Genomic DNA, 20,339 nt, shown 5'->3' on the forward strand with positions numbered 1-20,339 from the left:
CACTATGAGCGAGCTAGAGAAAGTAGAACCGATTAATGATTATAAGAACCCATGTTATCTTGAGAGATTTTTTGATGGAGTGCTGTGTTTAATCCATTGGCAAGCACGTTTGCCATATCATCAATGAATGTATCGACTTCCTTAGGCGTGACCATGAGATTTTGCCCTAGCGGCGCAAGTACTTCATGGATGAGCTGTCGTTTCTCTTCTTCAGGAAGAGTTCCTACAATACCTAAGAAGGATTGACGCGTTTCCTCGTCTGGTAAGTCTTCTTCGTTTAGCACTTTTTTCTTTCCAAACGTCAAACCAGCCGGCACAAGAGAACGGGACGGCCTATCATCTTTCAGTTCTCTACCAAAATGCTTTAAGACATAGTCAATTGTGTCACTTGCAATGGTGACTGCATCTACCACTGTCGGAACACCAATGGCAATCACCGGAATCCCCAAAGTTTCTTTGCTTAATTCTTTTCTCTTATTCCCTACACCTGAACCGGGATGGATGCCTGTATCAGAGATTTGAATTGTCGTATTCACCCGTTCCACTGCACGAGCAGCAAGGGCATCGATTGCAATGACAAAATCAGGTTTAGACCGTTCGATGACACCTTGTATAATGTCACTTGTTTCAATACCGGTCAGTCCCATTACACCCGGTGATAAAGAAGACACTGGACGATATCCTTCCTGTACATTTTCCGGCTGCAATTCAAAGAGGTGCCGGGTCACAAGCAAGTTTTCAACTGTGAGCGGACCTAACGCATCTGGCGTGACATTCCAGTTTCCTAGTCCTACTACAAGACAGCTCGCCTCAGCCTGAATTCCTCGATCTTTTAAAAACTGCGAAAAGTGACGAGCAAAGACTTCGACGACTTTTTCTTGCATCTCAGAATCCTTCTCCCGAATGCCTTGCGCCTCAAGCGTTAAGTATGTTCCTGCCTTTTTGCTCGTCAGCTCCTCCCCTTCTTTCGTGATCTCCACCGTGCGTATACGGATGCCGTGCTCCTCTTTTTCCTTTTCGACAATCCCTTGAATTCCGTCCTTTTTGACGACATTCGGATCGTTCTCTTGTTCTAGTATCTCTTTTGTTTCAACAGCCAAGTCTGTCCGAATTTGATAAGCGCTTAAATCAAGTTTCTGCTTCTCCATAAAAAGACTCCTTCCACCAAGTAATTATCAGTAGTCTTTCCATCTCTTTCAAGAAACATTCGAGCGCTTCATCAATGAAAAATACTTTACATTTATATTGCATTCTAAAGGTGTGTTTGATAGAATACAATTTGTTCTATTGTGAAGATTTAACCTTAAGACAATTGTGTTTAGGTTGTATCTTAGGAGGTGAAACATATGCCAAATATTAAATCAGCGATCAAACGTACAAAAACGAATAACGAACGCCGTGCACAAAACGCAACAGTCAAGTCTGCGATGCGTACTGCGATTAAACAAGTTGAAGTTTCTGTAGCTAACAACGATGCTGAGCAAGCAAAAGCTGCTCTTTCTTCTGCTGCGAAACGCATTGACAAAGCCGTTAAAACTGGTCTTGTACACAAAAACGCAGCTGCGCGTTACAAATCAAGACTTGCTAAACAAGTAAACGGACTTTCTGCATAATGCTTGCAACGCCTCAGTGATGAGGCACCTGTTTAACTGTACGTCCGTCCTGACCGGCTTAGCCATAAGGACAGACTGGCAATTATACATCTAAACAAAAACGACCCTCTTTTGAGAAGGTCGTTTTTTTATGTTTAAGCGCCTAGTAATCGAAGCAGGAACAATTCTAGCAATAGCTGCTTGTCCTTTTTACCGGTTTTCATTTCATAGTCGATCGTTGAGAGCTCTTTGACGATTTGCTTTAGTTCTTCTTCTGAAAATAGTCTTGCCTGATCCATCGCAAGTTTGACACGGAATGGATGGACTTTTAGATTTGATGCAATTTGTTTTTGTCCATATCCTTGCTGAGCGAAGTACTTCGTCTGCAAAATCAAGCGAAATTGAGTTGAGATGAGTGCCAATATTTTAATGGGTTCCTCATTTTGCTTCAGCAAGTCATAAAACATCTGCATGGCCAGAGTGCGGCGTCTGTTGACGATTTGGTTAATCAGCTCGAAAATATTCTGTTCTAAGCTTCTTGCAACGAGCTGATTGACATCCGCTAATTCAATTTTCTCTCGCTCTCCAATATATGTACTCAGCTTTCTCACCTCTTGAAACAGCGAGGATAGGCTCCCGCCGCACAGCATCACAAGCTGCTCTGCCGCTTCAGATGTGATCGTCTTACCTTCTGTCTTCACCAGTGTCATGGTGAAATCCGTTGTTTCTTTAGGGTTTAATTCTTTTGCCTCAACGACAGCTGCTTTCTTTTTTAGTAGCTTGGTGATTTTCTTGCGTTCATCCAGTTTTTCATATGGCGCTAATAGCACAAGAATCGTATAAGGCGCTGGCTTTTCTAAATAAGCTTCTAACACTGAAAGCTCATGCTCAATCTTTTCCTTTTTCTTTTCTGCTGTAAGAAAATAAGGATTCTTGATCACAACGAGACGCCTTTCTCCCATGAATGGAAATGTTTCTGCATCTGTCACAGCCTGTTCCAGCGGCACCTCTTCCATATCAAAAACGGAGTAATTAAAATCCTTCGTTTCCTCATCTACCACAGCTTGTCTCAATTTAGCGGCTGTTTCTTGCAGTAAATACGTTTCTTTCCCATATAAGCAATAAACGGGATGGATATCCCCTCTTTTTAAATTGTTCCAAACCTCAAAAACCATAAATTGAATCCCTCTCTTTCACTTCCTCCTCTATCCTAAAGTGTGTGAAGACATTAGTAAAGAGGAAGCTGAAAGTGCCGCCTCCTCATTTATAGTAAACGTCTGGTGCAAGCTCCCGGGTCAGCTCGCTGTCAGACGATATTCATAAAATGATCATGAAAATGGAAAACGGTTACTTTACCTTCTAGCAATTCCAAATGAGTTCAAGTATACTAAAATTAGCCAGGAGGGATGAAAATGAATGAATTTGAAAAAAATGTTCAAAGCAAGCGGAATGATGTGACCGACTCAGCCGTTGGTTTTATCGTCACATTCGGATTTTTCGCCTCAATGTTTATTTTGGCAACAATTATACACCTCGTTGGATCTTAACTTCATGATTGCTAAATGACTGCCGTTTTGGCAGTTTTTTTATTGATTTTGTAAGATATCATATGGAGGATGCGTGTAAAACGTTCCTTCCTCCTCAAGAAATTCGAAGGTCACACTCCCATCACGATCTGTGCGGTACACCTTTGTTTCATGGGCCTTTAAATTTTCCAAGACTTCCTGATGAGGGTGCTGATAACGATTGCGCTCACCAGCCGAAATAAGTGCATGCGATGGTTTCAGATGCTCAAGCCACTCCTCGCTCGTTGACCCTTTACTCCCATGATGTCCAACCTTTAAGACATCTGCTCGAAGGTGAGGATAAGCGTCGATGATGTCTCGCTCCCCTTCTTGTTCAAGGTCACCAGTGAGAAGAAACCGTTTCCCGCCAAGAGTAAAGGTCAAAACGAGTGAATCATTGTTCTTACTTGTCACCCGGTCTTGCGAAGGATGAAGAACCTCAAATATGTGCTCTCCAACTCGGAGCTGATCTCCTCTTTCTAATTCATCAATTATGATCCCTTTTTCAGCTGCTTCTTTTAGTAGCTTTGCATCCTCTTTACTTCGGGCAAAGCCTTTTGGTATGGCCAGCCGCTTTACTTTATTTCGCCTGATTAAACGAATCGCTTCTCCCATGTGGTCTTGATCAGCATGCGTCAGAATCAGCATATCAAGTTTCGCTATCCCTTTAGAATGCAGAAACGGGATTAGGGTTTGATCACCGATTGTAGACACTTTACGTCGTTTTTTCCACGGTTCCTCTTCAAAAGAAAGCCTGCCACCAGTATCTACGAGTAGGTGCCCCTTTCGATGGGGGAGCTGAATAAACAAACTATCCCCCTGCCCTACATCCAGCATCGTGACCTCCCCTTTTTGAAGAACATTCGGAGTAAAGAAGTGTACACTCAATACACCAATGAGAAAAAGAGTCGGTACAGCATAGGATGCCGCAGAAGCTTTGCACTCCATCACAAATAACAGAACCACGATGGCGACTACCTCAAGAAGAATATGCCACCAAGCAGATTTCATAAATATGAAAGTGAATCCATCAAAAACAGCGATTTGAGCTGATAACTGATGACTACACCAAATGGCCGAATCAAGCAGCTGAAACAATGTTTGTCCAAGCGGAAGATAAACGATGGACAAAAGAAAAAAAAGTAAGGAAAAAGGCAGGACAACTACCGTATAAAAAGGGACATAGATCATATTCATAGGGATGCCAAGCAAAGAAAATTGCTGAAAATGATATAAAAGTACAGGAAGCGAGGCAAGTTGCGCAACAAAGGAGATCAGGAATAATTGCATCACTGCACTTTTCACTTTTGATAATATGTTAGCCGATAACACAATAAAAAATGTCACCACGAATGAAAGCTGAAATCCGATATCAAATAGATAAAGAGGATGAATAGCTAATAAGAGTAAAAACGTCGCACTCAATACGACCGCAGAAGGCTGTTTCTTTTCTTTTGGCAGGCTCGTCATCAGTAAATAGATGCCTGCCATGAGACAAGCTCTTAAAACAGATGGGGCAGCACCTGTCAAACAAGCATAAACAGGAAGAAAGCATAATAGTAGAATACGTGCTGTCTCTCTTGTTATACCTAAACGGAGCAGACACCAGAATAAACAAGCAAGAAGCGTTTGCACATGCAACCCTGAGATCGCTAGTAAATGAATCATACCAAGCATTTGATAATCTCTTAGCGTATCAGGATCAATGAACTCACGGTCGCCAAAAATAAGTGCCTGAACAATACCAACGGAATTCTTTGGCACATGATCCTCTAAAAATTTCAAGCCCTTTTGCCTCATCACTCGAAGATAATAGGAAGGGTGATCTTTTTTTGTACAGCTTTTGATCGACTGCGGTAAGAAAATAGCGTTGATGTTTTTTGTTTTTAAGAATTGATCGTATGGAAACCCGTTAGGAATGGTTGCGTGTTTAGGCGGTCGAACTTCACCTGTCACATGACAGCTCATACCAGGCTCTACAGCTTTCAGCAGTTCTTTTTCATGCTCTGTTTGAATGGTATAGAAAGCCGCCAGTCGTTCATCGTCTATTGACACAGTCGCTGATAAACGATTGCCATCAATTTTCGGAATACTTTCAATCACAACAGGTCCAGAAAGAAATCTTTCTTGTGCGGGTTGATCCACTTCGAAGGACGTATGAATGGTAAAAATAAGTGTATAGGCAGTGCCGCAAAGGCTGACCATTAGAAAAAGCTGGGGAATTCTTTTTAGTAGGCTGAAAAGTAAAATGATGAGAAGAAAAAGAAGAAAATATATATGGAGATGATATGCAGCTAGAGCAATTCCAACAGCTGCTGAAATTGCTCCAAACGGCAAATAATTAAACATAGGAAGTAAATAATTGATTCGCCTTCTCATGCATATCGCGGATTTCTGCTTCGCTACGTCCTGATTCACTCAGCTTGCCGATTAAATCTGCAACAAAGGCCAATTTTTCTTGATTTTTTAAGTCAATGATCATTTCATCCAGTTCCACTTGTTCCGTTTGAACGCCTGCCTGCTCGAATAAATCGACAGCATACGGATGATTTTTATAATCCTTTGCATAGTACACAGTTCGAATACCTGCTTGAATAATGGCTTTACAGCACTGCAAACAAGGAAAATGTGTAACATATATTTCAGCATCAGCTGTAGGCGCACCAAATTTAGCACATTGTAAAATAGCGTTCATCTCCGCATGAATAGTGCGAACGCAGTGATGATCAATGACATAGCATCCCACATCTGCACAATGGACATCACCAGCAATAGAGCCATTATACCCTCCTGCAATGATACGCTTGTCTCTTACAATGGTCGCCCCCACAGCTAGACGCTCACAGGTGCTTCGTAAAGCAAGCAAATGGCTTTGTGCCATAAAATATTGATTCCATGAAATTCTTTCCACGAGCTGATCCCTCCAGAATGATGGTTGGTATTAAGTGTACATGCCTTTCTTCTATACCGTCAATTCTACTTAACGGTCAATTCACTTTTCAGCCGTTCAATGGTTTTCTCCCCAAAACCTGAAATGTTCCGCAAATCTTCAATTTGTTGAAATTCACCGTGTTCTTCTCTATACGTAATGATGGCTTCTGCTTTAGCAGGTCCAATTCCATTAATGGTTTGTAATTCCGCTGCATCAGCCTGATTGACATTGACAGCCTGACTCTTTTCAATATCCGATGGTATGTCAGTCGCTGCAGTTTGTGTTTGCGTCGCTCTCTCTATTTCTCCCCGCTTCCGAACATAAATCATCATGCTATCCTCTAATTTTGCCGCTTGATTGATATCTAACGTGTCTGCTTTACTTGTAAAGCCCCCTGCTCTCCGAATTGCTTCTTCCACCCTTGCACCAGATTGAAACGAGTAAACCCCTGGCTTTTTCACAGCTCCTTTAACCTCTACAAAAATGGAGGATGAGTCGTTGTCATTCTTTTCTTGTTTGTCTTCTAATGTGACTTGTATGTCTTTATTTCCCTTTAATTTACCCCGCTCATTGCCGCTCTCTCTATTTCCTGCGAATAAGAAGAACAAGGTGATGATGATCACAACCATGAGCCCAGCTGTGATATAAAGACTGTATTTTTTCAATGGAATAAATCGCTTCACGTGCTCACGCTTCTTTCAATCATATTTTTCTACTGCTTCACATACTGTTTAGAAGATAACAGATCCTATGCGTCTAAGGAGGGAGAATGTTTGAATATAGGGATAATCGGTACAGGAAACATGGGTACCATACTTACTGAGGCGTTTATTGAATCTAAGACAGTCAATCCCTCATCCATCACTATCACAAACCGAACCATTGAAAAAGCGTTCAATATAAAAAAGAACCATCCAGAGCTTGAAGTAACAAAACAGCTGTCTGGGACTGTGACGAATAAAGATTTCATCTTTGTTTGTGTCAAACCACTTGATATTTATCCCCTGTTAAAGGAGCTGAGCCCTCATTTAACAGAGCAGCAAACCATCGTCATCATCACAAGCCCGGTACATCCTGAGCAGCTTCAAGATGTCGTTCCTTGCCAAACCGCTAGGCTAATTCCAAGCATTACGAACCGTGCTTTATCAGGGGCATCACTTTTAACATTTGGATCGTCATGCAATGTGGCGACAAAAACAGCGTTAAGACAGTTAGCTTCCCACATTTCAACACCAATTGAGATTCAACATTCGATTACAAGAGCGGCTTCAGATATCGTTAGCTGCGGTCCTGCCTTTATCAGCTTTCTTGTTCAGAAAATGATTGAAGCAGCTGTCGAAGAAACGGATATTTCTAAAGAAGAAGCTACTACCTTATCAGAAGATATGCTTGTAGGGCTTGGCCGTTTGATTGAAAAAAGAGTCTATACACTTCCAACTCTGCAAAACAAAGTGTGTGTAAAAGGCGGCGTCACCGGTGAAGGAATTAAAGCACTGGAAGCAGGTGTTCAAGATATGTTTCACCGACTTTTTCAAAACACACATGAAAAGTTCGATGAAGATCTTGAAGCGGTTGCACATCAATACCCGCCAAGCGTGTTTACTGATGATCGCAGAAATTAACCATCTCTGCAACAAGCGAAAAAAGGGTTTTAAAAAACCATCGTTCCATTAAACGATGGTTTTTGGTTTCTTAGCTGAAATGAAATATCTTTCGGCAAATTCCCCGGGCGCTTCATTTGTAAAATCAGCGGTCACTTCTATCTGTTCAAAGCCAGCGGACTCAAGGAATGCGGCATATGTTTCAAATGGAAATGTGCGCTGTTCATGTGTCTCATCATAACGCTGATACACGTCTCCGTCCTTTACAAAAAAGCTTAAATCATGAATGACTGAATATTCGTCATCCCCTTGATCACTCTGCCAAATATAGCTGATCTCTTCATCCTGATCGGCATAAGTCGAACCTGGGAATACCTCTTCCATTTTGTAAGGTGTATGAACATCAAAGAGTAAAACCCCATCTGCCTCTAAAAGCTGAAACATGTTTTTAAAGGTTTTTTTGACGTCATTTTCGTTTTTTAAGTAATTCAAGGAATCACAGCAAATAACGGCTGTCTGGAACGCTTGCTCAAAACCCGTAAGCTCTCTCATATCTTGATGTATAAATTGAATGGACTGATTTCTCGCCTGCGCTTTATACTGAGCAAAGGCCAGCATTTCTTCACTAAGGTCAATTCCTGTGACCTTGTGGCCTTTTTCAGACAAGCGAAGTGAAATCTCTCCAGTTCCACACCCAACATCAATAATGGCAGCATTCGGCTTGATATACTGCTGGATCCACTGAACCCATTCATCATAAGGGGCATGTGTCATGAGCTCGTCATAAACACCTGCAAACCCTTGATAAATCATGAGTTAATGCCAAGCGAAAGCGTTTCTCTTGGCGCATCTCCCCAAAGCTTTTCTAGATTGTAGTATCCTCTTTCTTCTTTGTGGAACACATGAGCAATAACGTCACCTAGGTCAATCAATACCCATCTTGCTTCGTCAAAGCCTTCCATCTTTTTGACTTCGATGCCGCCTTCTTCTGCAAGTTGCTTCACTTCTCTTGCAATGGCCTGCACTTGTTTGTCAGAATTCCCGTGACAAATGAGAAAATAATCTGCAACAAGTGAGATTCCTTGCATATTTAGGGCAATAATATCCTCAGCCCGTTTATCATCGCATGCTCCTGCTGCGATGTTTAAAATTGATGATGAATCCATCCAAATTCCTCCTTAATTGTTCTTATGCACAAGCGAGTTGTAAGTAGCCAGTGTATCTGGAAAGACTGGCTGATTCTTTTTCATTAAAAAGCTGATTGTGTTTTTTAATGATTGAATCAATGCATGATCCAAATCTTGCTCGGCTAACTCTCTTACTTCTTCAACACCAGGGAATTGACGTCCTGGTTCGATATAATCTGCGACATAAATGACCTTTTCAAGTAATGTCATATCAGGTCTCCCTGATGTATGAAATTCAATAGCCGTTAAAATGTCTTGGTCGTGAATAGCTGCTTCCTTTTTCACCAAATAGGCACCAACTGGGGCATGCCAAAGCTCGGGCGAATATTCAAGCAATAGAGGATTCATTTTTTCCTGCTGGATGATCCCCTTCATTTCCTCTTTCGGTCTGAATTTGGCATAATCATGAAAAATAGCGGCGATCTCTGCTTTTTTCACATCAGCACCGAACCGTTCCGCTAATGAAATGGCTGTACTCATGACCCCAAGTGTATGTGTATATCTATGCTCTGTTAACTGCTCTTTAACACAGTTCAATGCTTCTTCACGATTCATATAAATGATGCTCCTTTATATAACGCTCAACAGCTTTCGGTATCAAATAATCGACAGGTTCACCCTGCTTTATTCGCTGCCTAATCAATGTCGATGATACATCAAAAGCTGGAACATCTGCAAATAAAAGAGGATATGCCGTGCTTCCAACGTAACCCGGTCTTTTCATCCCAATAAAGGTAATCATCTGAAGCAAATCATCAATCCGATGCCATTTTGGCAAATACTCGACCATGTCCGCTCCAATCATAAAAAAGAACTCATCCTCAGGATGACGCTTCTTTAAAAGCTCCACCGTATCTACTGTATAAGATGGACCCTCTCGCTCCATTTCAATGAGCTCCATCCGAAAATGCGCATTTGACTGGATCGCCGCTTCCACCATTTTTACCCGGTGACGACTATCAGCTCGTTTCCGATCTGTTTTATGAGGGGGCTTATGATTTGGGATAAACCAAATTTCATCAAGCCCCACTTGAAAACACACCTCATTTGCCATCAGCAAATGCCCATTATGAGGAGGATCAAACGTACCGCCGAACAACCCTATTTTTTTCATATCACATCCACCTTTACGGCAGCTTAATTTGTTTATTTTCCTTTGATTCTTTATAAAGGACAATCACATTTCCGATCGTTTGAACAAGTTCAGCTTTTGCACCTTTTACAAGTGCTTTCGCAACTTCTGTTTTGTCCTCGTCGCAATTTTGCAATACGCTGACTTTTAACAGTTCTCTTGCTTCAAGCGCCTCGGAAATTTGCTTGACCATATTGTCATTTACCCCGCCTTTTCCTACTTGGAAAATAGGTGATAAATGATGTGCTTGTGCACGTAAAAAACGTTTTTGTTTACCTTTTAACATGGTGTTCCTCCTAATTTCTCTATTACAATTGATTTCATTTTTCCGGCGTCAGGCGTGATGCCTGTCCACAGTTCAAAGGCTCTTGCTGCTTGTCCAACAAACATGCCAACACCATCTACTGTTTTTAAACCTAACCCGGCTGCTTCTCTAAGCAGCTTTGTTTCTATTGGATTATACACAATATCACAAACGACCGCTGTTTTTTTTACGTTTGCTAAAGAAATCGGACTTTCTTCAACATTCGGGTGCATACCGATTGAGGTTGTATGAATGATGACATCATAATCCCCAAGACGCTCTTCTGCCGTCTTTAAGGCAATGGCGCTAGATATGATGTTCCCATCTGCACTTTCAATTAAAGCCTCAGCTTTTTCAATAGTGCGGTTGGTGATATCAAAGCTTTTCGGTGCATAGTCAGCGATTGTCGTATAAATTGCTCTTGCCGCTCCCCCAGCACCAATTAGAAGAAATGAAAGCTCTGATAATGGCTGATCCAAGGCTTCAAGCAATGAATGAAGAAAGCCCTCTCCATCTGTGTTGTATCCAACGAGCTGACCTCCTTCGAGCCGCACCGTATTGACGGCACGCAGGCGCTCAGCTGTGACATCAATTTTGTCCAGGTACTGCATGATGTCTACCTTGTGCGGAACAGTGACGTTAAAGCCGCTGATTCCTAAGGCTTTCATACCGCTAATCGCATCTTTCAGGTCATCATTTTCTACTTGAAAGCCGTGATAATGTCCATCAATTCCAGCATCCTTTAGTGCTGCATTATGAATATCCGGAGACATTGAATGGCCAACAGGGTTACCGATTACTCCGTATAAAGGTTTCAAAGTCTCTCCCCCTCTGAACAATTAAATTAACGAACGTCTCATAAACACATGCACGCCTTTTGGCGCATAGACTTTAATTTGCTTACCTGCATCATTTGCCGTGATCCATCCTAAGCCTGAGAAGACGATATCCATTTTGGGCTGATCAATGGTAAAGGTATGCGGAACGAGCGGCGGAAAATCTCCCATTCCCTCTTTTGATGGTGGTGATAGCAGTTCCCCTGCATGTTTCTCATATAAATCGTCTGCGTTCTCCAGCTTTGTTCTGTGTATGTTCAGCTCATTTGGCATATAGCACACAAATGACGTTCTGCCGCCTTTTACATAGTCAAATCGAGCCAGTCCGCCAAAATAAAGCGTTTGAGCTTCATTTAATTGGAACGTTCTCGGTTTTAATTCTTTTTTCGGCGTTAAAATTTTCAAGTCATTTTTGCTGACATAGTGCGCCATCTGATGGCGGTTGATAATGCCCGGCGTATCGAATAAAGCTGATCCATCATCAAGCGGAATTTCGATAGCATCAAGTGTTGTACCTGGATATTGGGATGTGGTGATCACATTCTCTTCACCAGATACTTCTTTGATGATTCGATTAATAAATGTGGATTTTCCAACATTCGTACATCCGACGACATAGACATTTCTTCCCTCACGGTAATGATCAATCGCTTCCATCACCTCAGGTACACCCTGACCTCTGCTTGCACTGATTAAGAAAACATCGATAGGGTTCAATCCATTTTCTTTTGCTTCCCGTTTCATCCAATGAATGAGACGATCTTTTTTCACGGATTTCGGTAAAATATCTACTTTGTTGCCAACGAGTAAAATCGGATTACCACCGACAATACGGTTCAGTCCATTGATCCAGCTTCCGTTAAAATCAAAAATATCAACGACCTTTACAATCAGAGAATCTGTCTCTCCAATGCTATGCAAAATATTTAAAAAGTCGTCTTCTGTTAAAGAAACATCCTGTATTTCATTGTAGTTCTTTAACCTAAAACAGCGCTGACAGATCACATCTTCTTTCAATAGAGATGCTGCCGGCGCATATCCTAATTGATCTTTATCTTCCGTCTGAATGGCTACACCGCAGCCAATACAAACAACTTTTTCCATTATTACTCTTCCTCCCACTGAATGTGGCCCTTGCGCTTTAAGGCTCCTAAAATTCTGCGCTCAATCTGCCTGTTAAACTTCGTGAAAAATCCGTCCGAGGCAGCAACAGGAACGACCAAAATTGTATGGAAGCCATGGCGATTTCCGCCTAGAACATCTGTCATGAGCTGATCCCCAATGACCACTACATCTTCTTTTTTCAATTGCATGTCAGCAACTGCCTTATTAAACGCTCTTCCCATGGGCTTTTTCGCTTTATAAATAAACGGGATATGAACTGGTTCAGAAAAAAGCTTGACCCTTTTTTCATTATTGTTCGATACAATCGTCACTTGTATCCCGTGATCCTTCATTTCTTGAAACCATTCAATTAAGCGGGGTGTCGCACTTGGACGGTCCCATTCTACTAGTGTGTTATCTAAATCGGTAATAATTCCTTTTACATTTCGTTCTTTTAGTTTTTGCGGTGAAATGTGGAAAATACTTTTCACAAATTCATCCGGTAAGAAATACTTCTTTAGCACAATTTGCACCCTTTCTTCCATTGGTTTTTCAGCGATTGTGTCGAATCAAATCACAATTTGTCTGTCTATCGAATGCAATGAAAAAGTTTTCGACATATGATGAGAACCTTCAACAGGTGTGGATAATTTTACACACATTATCCACCTATATTCCATCACGCTTTCATTCAATTATAAACACTCTACCCACAAGTTATCCACTTCACCATGTGGATAACAGAACGATTGTTCTTGTTTCCCATTCATGGTAGATTAAAGGTACTTCAGAGACATTCGATCAACCTATGATGATATGTCTTTTCCTCAAGTTTTATGCCAACTTTTTCAGGGGAGGTGTTTTTCCCATCATATGGGTTTCTAGTATGAAAAAGCTGTCAGATGATTTACTTATAGAATCGTATTATAAAGCAAATGAAATGAATTTAAATCGCGACTTCATTGAATTAATTGAGACAGAAATGAAAAGACGTTCGCTCGGGCATATGCTCTCTGTTTCCTCTTAATTCCATATCATAGGAACCATGCCTCCCGAGCACTCTCCTTTTTTAAACTCAGGTGACTGATATTATATCACTTGCGCTATAGGCTTACTACTATTTTCCGTAAAAAACACCCCTTCATCAAAGAAGAGGTGTCTTATTTGCAAGGCTGTTCATTCCAAAACCATAACCCTCCGCCTACGACTAAAATGACTACAAGGAACACAACAAGAAAAGCGTAACCGATTCCTGCTCCTTGAGCTGGATAAGGCGAACACGCAGGGTAAGGATAAGGGCATCCCCACATATCAGTTACCTCCTTCTAAGAAGATATACTGTTAGACTATGCTGGCCGGATGGTCTTGTTTAGGCAGATAGCCATCATTTAGAAATGTTTGATGACATCACGCTCTTTAATTTCGTTATAAATAATTCTCGCCCCTTTTGGCGTCATATGATTGCCAGAAGGGTCGATCAAACCTGATTGAATCAGCGCATTGTCACTATCTTCACCAGCTTCTCGGATGAACGCTTTCCAGTTGTCGATAAGAGGTACTTGCTTGTCCTTGGCTATTTCTCTCGTGATGTCATTATAAGAATTTTGCCAAGCTCTTGCCCCGCCCCTCTCAGCAAAATACGAGGACTTATATCTAGAGTAATAATACAAGCCCTTTTTACCACCTTCTACAACAGGAACGCACGTCATGAGAATCGGGGTAATGCCTGCTTTTCTACTTTCAGAAATGAAGTAGTATACATTTTCTTTAAAACGTTTTTTCGTCACTCTGGGATGTTTCCCGTCTAAAATCGCCGCATCATTCGTACCGAACATGATGAGGACGTAGGTTGGTTTCTTCTTTAAAATATCCTGCTCAAAGCGAAGCTTCGCGTCTTCAGTCGTCTGCCCGCCAATGCCTGCATTCTTTACTTGAATTTGGCCGCGCTCGACGTTTTTCATGAGATTTACCCATTTTTCAGATGTTGGATAATCTCGAAAGTCCCAGTTTGATCCTCTTGTATTACTGTCGCCAAATGCAATGACACTTTCTTGAACTGGCTTTGAGCACCCAGTAGCGACACAAAGTAGGATGAAAAGGACAACATATTTCTTCACAACATTCACCTCCAAAAGCCCTCTTCATATAGTAAACGACAAGACTTTTGGTTTCAATGAATGACTGTTTTTGACGAATACTTCCTATTGCAGTTGAACAGGCACATACACTTTGTTATGGTGAAGCAATTCGCTCACTTTGACAAATTCATAGCCTCGATCCTTTAATTCAGGAATCACTTGTTTCAGTGCTGCTACCGTTTGCTTCCGATTTCCTCCGCCATCATGTAAAAGGATGATATCGCCGCCCTGAATATTCCCAATAATCCGGCTCGCAATTTTGCGTGCACCTGGTCTTGACCAATCTTTCGGATCTTGCGTAAATGACCACATGACCACATCATATCCTTGCTTTGACAAAATGCGGAATGATTTCATCGTTAGGCGGCCGCCAGGAGGGCGAAATAATAAGGGCGCACCAGGCTGAAGTGAAGCGATATGAACCGCTGATTCTTTTAGCTCCTGCTTAATCTCCTTTGATGACAACAGGTCAAAGTACGTATGATTCATCGTGTGATTGCCAAGCTCATTTCCCTCGTCTACGATTCGTTCTGCAATTTCAGGGTATGTATGAATCCGGCTCCCTACAACAAAAAAGCTGGCATTCACTTGATGCTCCTTCAGCACATCCAATACTTGATTCGTGAAAACTGGATGAGGCCCATCATCAAAGGTTAGCGCAATCTTTTTCCGTTCCTCTCTCATGTCCCAAAAGGCTCGTCCTGTTTTTTCTAGATCGATTCTTTTTAATGTCCGTGCCTCTATTTTATTAGGAACAAAAGCGCATAATACCAATATACACATCAAGATATGTAGCCCTTTCATCAGACCGCCTCCACAGAACATCCTTACAGATTAAATTGCCCGCTTTTGGATGAATTCATTCAAGGTTCGTGATCGTCTCTGCTTCTTTTTTACACAAAAAAAGCCGGCCCATCCGGCCCGCTTTTTGTTTCACGTTTGGTTTCTCTCTTCAACTGTCGAACGTTGCTTAGAATTCATACAGACACTCTCCTTCTTGGATTTGATTTTGAGCCCATAATAATTTCCGATAATACTGGTTGGACTTCTGGTATTGTTGAGAGGCTTCTAAGGCTGTCGCAATTTCTAGTGAGATATCCTCTATATAAGAGTATAGGCTAAGTTTTTCCAAATAATCAATGGTTTTTTGCAGTTGTTCTTCATTTATTTCCTGAACATATAAAGCATCCAGATACTCAAACATATGACAGAATAGCTGGTCTTCATGCTTCTTTGCAGCTAATTTTCCATCTTCTAAGATGCGGAGTGCATTCGTTTGTTCATTTTGTCTAAAAAGCAGCTTCGCCAGCGTATAGAGCGTATGCGGAAGCGTGGGAAGCTGCTCTTTCCGGGCAAGATCAGCTGATTCAGTTAAATAACGTTCTGCTTCCTCAAGGTAGCCCAGCTCCCCGTAACATTTTCCTACATTATAAAGCGCTGAACTGTATATCCGCGGGTGATCAATCTGAGAGGCGAGCTGTTTGGCCTTTTTTAAATGAGGCAGCGCCCGGTCTTTCCGTTTTAAATCTTGATAGTTCCCTGAGATGACAAATAGGCACTGAATGATGCGAATCGAATAGGCATCATGCTGATCGTATATTTCTAGCGCCTTTAAAATATGATGCATCGAGACATGCGTTTGCTTCATAATATAGTAAGCTTCTGCTACTTTAAAATGAAACTCAGCTTGCTCAATATCATCGAATACCATGGACAGCTGTTTTTCGGCCACTCGATAATATTTGACGGCTTCTAAATATTCTTTTTGACTAAACTCATGCATGCCACGAAAAAATGCATGGTAATAATGCAGCATATCAGATAACTCATGATTGGAGTTTTCGATTTTATCGACAAGATTAGATACTGAGAAAGGTTGATATTTTGAAGGGTGTATATAGTCAAGCATGATTTGGTGCCGAAAACACATGAGCTGATAATAAATCAGTAAATGCTGGTCCTCTTCCATCCGTTCAATTTCCGCTTCTACTTCTGCTTTCAGGATTTCCGCATCTGGAACACTGAACTGCCGTATCATTCGATACCATTCATTAATTTTCATACCTACATGTGAAGATAGAACCTTCCCCATGTTCCGAAAAAACCCCTTCCTTTTCGGTCTAATATTACATATTTTAGCACGCTTCTTGACCGCCAAGCACCGCAAAGAAACCGCAAACATATGAGATTGACAGTAAAAAGAGACGAACAGAATGACGATTTATATGAAAAAGATGATTTTTTCATCGTACAGACACAGACAATCCCTCCTTCACATACATTTGAGGATATAGGCAGCGGCCTAAACATGGTGGAGGTGAAAATCGTGGCAGGAGTATTTACAGCGATGGGATTGATGGTCAAAGAATTGGTGTTCTTAGTATCCTATGTCAAAAACAATGCCTTTCCACAGCCCCTTTCGGGAGATGATGAAAAAAAATACTTAGCCCTTATGGCACAGGGCGATGAACACGCAAGAAATATGCTGATTGAACATAACCTTCGGCTCGTCGCCCATATTGTCAAGAAATTTGAAAATACCGGGGAAGACGCTGAAGACCTCATCTCCATCGGGACGATCGGACTCATTAAAGCCATCGAAAGCTATTCCTCTGGCAAAGGAACAAAGCTGGCAACGTATGCAGCGCGGTGTATTGAGAACGAAATTCTCATGCATTTACGAGCACTCAAAAAGACAAAAAAGGATGTCTCCTTGCATGACCCCATCGGTCAGGATAAAGAAGGCAATGAAATATCTTTAATTGATGTCTTAAAATCCGAAAATGAAGATGTGATTGATACCATTCAGCTCAATATGGAGCTTGAAAAAGTAAAGGAGTATATCGACATTCTCGACGGCCGAGAAAAAGAAGTGATCGTCGGACGGTTCGGCCTTGATTTAAAGAAAGAAAAAACGCAGCGAGAAATAGCCAAGGAGCTTGGGATTTCTCGGAGTTATGTGTCCCGGATTGAGAAGCGAGCGCTAATGAAGATGTTTCATGAGTTTTACCGTGCGGAGAAGGAGAAACGGAAGCGAGATAAGGGGAAGTGAAAACAAACTTTTCCCAACTTCTATAAAAAAACAGACCTTGTTGGGTCTGTTTCAGCTTGTAGACAAAGTCTACAAGCTTTTTTGTATAATAAGGGTAATAACACAAGTCTGTGGGGGATGAACATGTTATCCAAACGTGAAGAAGAAAGACGAAACCAATTAGAAGTAGTGGCTTTAGATGAATTAGTGCCTCAAGATCATCTTGTACGGAAAATAGATCAAGCAATCGATTTTGACTTCATTTATGATCTTGTCAAAGATCATTATAGTTCCGACAATGGTAGACCAAGTGTTGATCCTGTTGTTCTCATTAAGATGGTCTTAATCCAATATCTATTTGGTATTCGCTCTATGCGTCAAACCATTAAAGAAATTGAAACTAACGTGGCTTATCGTTGGTTTATTGGATATGGGTTTTCGGAGAAAATCCCGCACTTTTCTACCTTCGGTAAAAACTACGTGAGACGCTTCCACGATACAGATTTATTTGAACAAATTTTTTATCGAATCTTAAGAGAAGCGATGAAAAAAGGGTTTGTTGACCCTTCAATTGCCTTCATTGATTCCACTCATGTCAAGGCGAATGCCAATAAGAAGAAACTTGAAAAGAAAGTCGTTCGAGTAGAGACGAGAAGTTATCAAAATCAGCTCCATGAGGAGATCAATATTGATCGTGAAGAACATGGAAAAAAGCCCTTACCCCTACAGAATAAAGAAGAAACAAAAGAAGTTAAAGTTAGCACGACTGACCCAGAAAGTGGCTACTATGTAAAGGATGAACGTGAAAAGTCATTTGCTTATTCATTTCATACAGCTTGTGATTCAAAAGGATTTATTTTAGGCTCGTTGGTCACAGGCGGAAATGTTCATGATAGTCGTATGTTGGATTCACTCGTATCAGAGGTATCAGAGAAAGTCGGAAAACCAAATGTAGTCGCAGTAGATGCGGGATATAAAACACCTTATCTCGCTAAGTTTTTAATGGATCAAGAGATAAGACCTGTCATGCCTTACACTCGTCCAAGAACAAAAGCTGGTTATTTGAAAAAGAGTGAATACGTATATGATGCATATTTTGATTGTTACATTTGCCCCAACGGGCAAATTCTCTCTTATCGTACAACGACTAGAGAAGGCTATAAGCAATATGCGTCTGATTCAGAGATATGTAAGTCCTGCTCATATTTAGATAAATGTACACAAAGTCAAAATCACACCAAACAAATTCATCGGCATATTTGGCAGGACTATCTAGATGAAGCAGACCATCTGAGACTGACACAAATGAATAAAGACATTTATGCAAAACGGAAAGAAACAATAGAACGCGTTTTTGCGGATGCAAAAGAAAAGCATGGTATGCGTTGGACGAAACTTCGTGGACTCAAAAAAGTTTCAATGCAGGCGATGCTTACTTTCGCTGCCATGAATCTCAAAAAGCTAGCAAACTGGACATGGAAAGGACCATGTCCAGCGTAAAACACATGATGTTTTTATCAAAAAAATGTGAAAACCCCACTTTTACTTGAAGTAAAGGTGGGGTTTGTCTACGGTCTGAAACAGACCTTGTTGGGTCTGTTTTTATTTTATCATCATCATTTAGCTCACATATACAAAAGAAAGCTATGTCATGTTTTATCCTCATTTATTTCACCATGATGTTTTCTTTTAAAAAACGTTCAAAAAGCTTATGACCTTCCTCCTCAATTAGATCATCTTCAATCAGATATTCTCCAATCAATAGCCCTAGATCATCCCACTGCTCATATTCCTTCAAAAGCGTTATACCATCACTTTTTTGATCAAAAAACAATAGCCATCTTCCTGTCTCTAAACTCTTAAAAAACACGCCTTCATAATCAAAGCCATATTCATAATACCCTACATGTAAATGCATAGTATCATCTAAACTATGTAATTTTTCTTCTGTACTCAACTTCATCTTGCGCTCCTAACTTTTCATATCCTTCTGAAAATCAATATTCCTCAACTCAACCCATTCAACAAGGTCAGCAACTGTTTTTGTCGTCAAAAAATGGTGAACGATTTGATACGCTTGATTACGGTCGACATAGCTACACGACGGCACATACAATGGGGCTCCTGCGACAAAATGCTCGATCGTTTCAATTTTCTCTTCCTTTTTAAAAGGGACCAAAAAATTCGGATACCTCATGATCAAGAACCCATACGGTTCAGTATAAAAGAAAACTAGACTTTCACTTTCCCAACCTTCCTCTATCTCAATGGAAGATTCCCCGTTTCCTTGTTTCCAATACTCTTCGCCCGGATTTTCGACTGGAGCGCCTGTGGGACCGTAGTACAAAAACATCCATATCTCTCCTTCATACCTATATCAATTTGGATTTAACCAATTGTTCTATTTCCATCAAAATCATAAAAAGCTTGTGTTTGTTGGTTTAATTTTAGCATGTGATATAGTTTTGGATTTAGCTTTTGAAAGGTTTGAGAGCTGACCCATTTTACTTCTTCAATATCATGGTCTGGATCTAGAATGTTCAGCTGGACGCCAATGATTTCAGCAAAGAAGGCCATCATAAGCCCATGATACTTTTAATGCCTCACTCTCACCTCATGGATCCCAACAGCAATAATGAAAACCAAACCTTATATATTTAAATACTCAAAAAATGGATGTACCTTTGCCTCAAATATCCTACCCTTTCAGTCATAATTTAGAGGCAACTTAACTTCAATTAATTAAAATTTTTAGATAAATAAAATGAAGATTTGAGAAAAACATAATCAATATTGCGCTATAAATCTACATCCTATATGCACTTGAATTAAAGAAAAGAGATTGGGATAACTTGAAGATGTGGACCCGATTGTGTAACTAAATTTATGGAAATATTTCATGTCAATTATACAGGGA

At 40.8% G+C, this 20,339-nt stretch carries 26 protein-coding genes; 6 read left to right on the forward strand and 20 right to left on the reverse strand.

The window, feature by feature from the left end:
* Window positions 1–32: 32 nt before the first annotated feature.
* Window positions 33–1,148, reverse strand: a complete 1,116-nt coding sequence (gpr, locus tag C5695_RS12765) for a GPR endopeptidase (protein WP_117731054.1) — start codon at window positions 1,146–1,148, stop codon at window positions 33–35.
* Between the two features lie 198 nt (window positions 1,149–1,346).
* On the opposite strand from gpr, the gene rpsT reads away from it, so the two are divergent.
* A complete protein-coding gene (gene rpsT, locus C5695_RS12770) occupies window positions 1,347–1,613 on the forward strand; it encodes a 30S ribosomal protein S20 (protein WP_117731055.1) in 267 nt (88 codons plus the stop codon).
* A gap of 134 nt (window positions 1,614–1,747) precedes the next feature.
* On the opposite strand, the gene holA is transcribed toward rpsT, so the two are convergent.
* Window positions 1,748–2,767, reverse strand: coding sequence for a DNA polymerase III subunit delta (gene holA, locus C5695_RS12775; RefSeq protein ID WP_117731056.1), 1,020 nt, complete (start codon window positions 2,765–2,767; stop codon window positions 1,748–1,750).
* 237 nt (window positions 2,768–3,004) lie between these two features.
* Between holA and C5695_RS12780 the strand changes: the two genes are divergently transcribed.
* Window positions 3,005–3,139 carry a YqzM family protein gene (locus tag C5695_RS12780; RefSeq protein ID WP_012010638.1) on the forward strand — a complete coding sequence of 45 codons (135 nt, stop codon included), beginning with the start codon at window positions 3,005–3,007 and terminating at the stop codon, window positions 3,137–3,139.
* A gap of 39 nt (window positions 3,140–3,178) precedes the next feature.
* Here the strand turns inward: C5695_RS12780 and C5695_RS12785 are convergent, their stop codons facing one another.
* The 3 genes from C5695_RS12785 to C5695_RS12795 form a co-directional block, all read right to left on the reverse strand.
* The gene (locus tag C5695_RS12785; RefSeq protein WP_117731057.1) at window positions 3,179–5,506 is read right to left on the reverse strand and encodes a DNA internalization-related competence protein ComEC/Rec2; all 2,328 of its coding nucleotides are present in this window, start codon (window positions 5,504–5,506) and stop codon (window positions 3,179–3,181) included.
* Window positions 5,499–6,068: a ComE operon protein 2 gene (locus C5695_RS12790; RefSeq protein WP_117731058.1), complete on the reverse strand. Its 570-nt coding sequence runs from the start codon at window positions 6,066–6,068 to the stop codon at window positions 5,499–5,501. The genes C5695_RS12785 and C5695_RS12790 overlap by 8 nt, the downstream gene beginning before the upstream one ends.
* Window positions 6,069–6,133: 65 nt before the next feature.
* Window positions 6,134–6,772 (reverse strand): helix-hairpin-helix domain-containing protein, encoded by a 639-nt coding sequence (locus C5695_RS12795; protein WP_117731059.1) that lies wholly within the window; start codon window positions 6,770–6,772, stop codon window positions 6,134–6,136.
* A 90-nt stretch (window positions 6,773–6,862) separates the two neighbouring features.
* Here C5695_RS12795 and comER point away from each other — a divergent pair, with 90 nt between their 5' ends.
* Complete coding sequence (gene comER, locus C5695_RS12800) at window positions 6,863–7,711, forward strand: late competence protein ComER (protein ID WP_117731060.1); 849 nt, start codon at window positions 6,863–6,865, stop codon at window positions 7,709–7,711.
* Between the two features lie 48 nt (window positions 7,712–7,759).
* Here comER and C5695_RS12805 read toward each other — a convergent pair whose 3' ends face one another.
* The 8 genes from C5695_RS12805 to C5695_RS12840 are packed head-to-tail and all read right to left on the reverse strand — an operon-like array spanning window position 7,760 to window position 12,777.
* Window positions 7,760–8,503, reverse strand: coding sequence for a class I SAM-dependent DNA methyltransferase (locus C5695_RS12805; RefSeq protein ID WP_117731061.1), 744 nt, complete (start codon window positions 8,501–8,503; stop codon window positions 7,760–7,762).
* Entirely contained in the window at window positions 8,500–8,856 is a 357-nt protein-coding gene (rsfS, locus tag C5695_RS12810; RefSeq protein WP_117731062.1) for a ribosome silencing factor, read from the reverse strand. Before rsfS ends, C5695_RS12805 begins: the two co-directional genes overlap by 4 nt.
* A 12-nt stretch (window positions 8,857–8,868) precedes the next feature.
* Window positions 8,869–9,432: a bis(5'-nucleosyl)-tetraphosphatase (symmetrical) YqeK gene (gene yqeK / locus C5695_RS12815; protein ID WP_117731063.1), complete on the reverse strand. Its 564-nt coding sequence runs from the start codon at window positions 9,430–9,432 to the stop codon at window positions 8,869–8,871.
* Entirely contained in the window at window positions 9,422–9,991 is a 570-nt protein-coding gene (locus C5695_RS12820) for a nicotinate-nucleotide adenylyltransferase (protein WP_117731064.1), read from the reverse strand. Before C5695_RS12820 ends, yqeK begins: the two co-directional genes overlap by 11 nt.
* Window positions 9,992–10,004: 13 nt before the next feature.
* On the reverse strand, window positions 10,005–10,295 hold the full coding sequence (gene yhbY, locus C5695_RS12825; protein ID WP_008342507.1) for a ribosome assembly RNA-binding protein YhbY: 291 nt from the start codon (window positions 10,293–10,295) through the stop codon (window positions 10,005–10,007).
* Window positions 10,289–11,131: a shikimate dehydrogenase gene (gene aroE, locus C5695_RS12830; protein WP_117731065.1), complete on the reverse strand. Its 843-nt coding sequence runs from the start codon at window positions 11,129–11,131 to the stop codon at window positions 10,289–10,291. Before aroE ends, yhbY begins: the two co-directional genes overlap by 7 nt.
* Before the next feature lie 21 nt (window positions 11,132–11,152).
* Window positions 11,153–12,253: a ribosome biogenesis GTPase YqeH gene (gene yqeH, locus C5695_RS12835; RefSeq protein ID WP_117731066.1), complete on the reverse strand. Its 1,101-nt coding sequence runs from the start codon at window positions 12,251–12,253 to the stop codon at window positions 11,153–11,155.
* Window positions 12,254–12,255: 2 nt separating this feature from the next.
* Window positions 12,256–12,777, reverse strand: a complete 522-nt coding sequence (locus C5695_RS12840; RefSeq protein WP_044139602.1) for a YqeG family HAD IIIA-type phosphatase — start codon at window positions 12,775–12,777, stop codon at window positions 12,256–12,258.
* A gap of 362 nt (window positions 12,778–13,139) precedes the next feature.
* Here C5695_RS12840 and C5695_RS12845 point away from each other — a divergent pair, with 362 nt between their 5' ends.
* Complete coding sequence (locus tag C5695_RS12845; protein ID WP_003217327.1) at window positions 13,140–13,280, forward strand: sporulation histidine kinase inhibitor Sda; 141 nt, start codon at window positions 13,140–13,142, stop codon at window positions 13,278–13,280.
* Window positions 13,281–13,413: 133 nt separating this feature from the next.
* Here the strand turns inward: C5695_RS12845 and C5695_RS20610 are convergent, their stop codons facing one another.
* From C5695_RS20610 to C5695_RS12860, 4 genes are all read right to left on the reverse strand, one after another.
* Entirely contained in the window at window positions 13,414–13,563 is a 150-nt protein-coding gene (locus C5695_RS20610) for a hypothetical protein (protein WP_003217499.1), read from the reverse strand.
* A gap of 78 nt (window positions 13,564–13,641) precedes the next feature.
* Window positions 13,642–14,370, reverse strand: coding sequence for an SGNH/GDSL hydrolase family protein (locus C5695_RS12850; RefSeq protein WP_233230736.1), 729 nt, complete (start codon window positions 14,368–14,370; stop codon window positions 13,642–13,644).
* An 84-nt stretch (window positions 14,371–14,454) separates the two neighbouring features.
* Window positions 14,455–15,195: a polysaccharide deacetylase family protein gene (locus C5695_RS12855; protein WP_117731068.1), complete on the reverse strand. Its 741-nt coding sequence runs from the start codon at window positions 15,193–15,195 to the stop codon at window positions 14,455–14,457.
* A 166-nt stretch (window positions 15,196–15,361) separates the two neighbouring features.
* A complete protein-coding gene (locus C5695_RS12860) occupies window positions 15,362–16,483 on the reverse strand; it encodes a Rap family tetratricopeptide repeat protein (protein WP_117731069.1) in 1,122 nt (373 codons plus the stop codon).
* Window positions 16,484–16,714: 231 nt separating this feature from the next.
* On the opposite strand from C5695_RS12860, the gene sigK reads away from it, so the two are divergent.
* Both sigK and C5695_RS12870 read left to right on the forward strand, forming a co-directional pair.
* The gene (sigK, locus tag C5695_RS12865) at window positions 16,715–17,443 is read left to right on the forward strand and encodes an RNA polymerase sporulation sigma factor SigK (RefSeq protein WP_117733121.1); all 729 of its coding nucleotides are present in this window, start codon (window positions 16,715–16,717) and stop codon (window positions 17,441–17,443) included.
* Between the two features lie 123 nt (window positions 17,444–17,566).
* Window positions 17,567–18,922, forward strand: coding sequence for an IS1182 family transposase (locus C5695_RS12870; protein WP_117728482.1), 1,356 nt, complete (start codon window positions 17,567–17,569; stop codon window positions 18,920–18,922).
* Window positions 18,923–19,088: 166 nt separating this feature from the next.
* Here C5695_RS12870 and C5695_RS12875 read toward each other — a convergent pair whose 3' ends face one another.
* Genes C5695_RS12875 through C5695_RS12885 form a run of 3 tightly spaced genes read right to left on the reverse strand, consistent with a single transcriptional unit; the run spans window position 19,089 to window position 19,999 of the window.
* Window positions 19,089–19,379 carry a DUF3986 family protein gene (locus C5695_RS12875; RefSeq protein WP_410369230.1) on the reverse strand — a complete coding sequence of 97 codons (291 nt, stop codon included), beginning with the start codon at window positions 19,377–19,379 and terminating at the stop codon, window positions 19,089–19,091.
* A 15-nt stretch (window positions 19,380–19,394) separates the two neighbouring features.
* Window positions 19,395–19,775, reverse strand: coding sequence for a hypothetical protein (locus C5695_RS12880; RefSeq protein ID WP_117731070.1), 381 nt, complete (start codon window positions 19,773–19,775; stop codon window positions 19,395–19,397).
* 35 nt (window positions 19,776–19,810) lie between these two features.
* Window positions 19,811–19,999, reverse strand: a complete 189-nt coding sequence (locus C5695_RS12885) for a hypothetical protein (protein WP_187441901.1) — start codon at window positions 19,997–19,999, stop codon at window positions 19,811–19,813.
* Between the last annotated feature and the right edge of the window lie 340 nt (window positions 20,000–20,339).

The organism is Bacillus pumilus (genome assembly GCF_003431975.1).
GTDB classification, from domain to species: domain Bacteria; phylum Bacillota; class Bacilli; order Bacillales; family Bacillaceae; genus Bacillus; species Bacillus pumilus_N.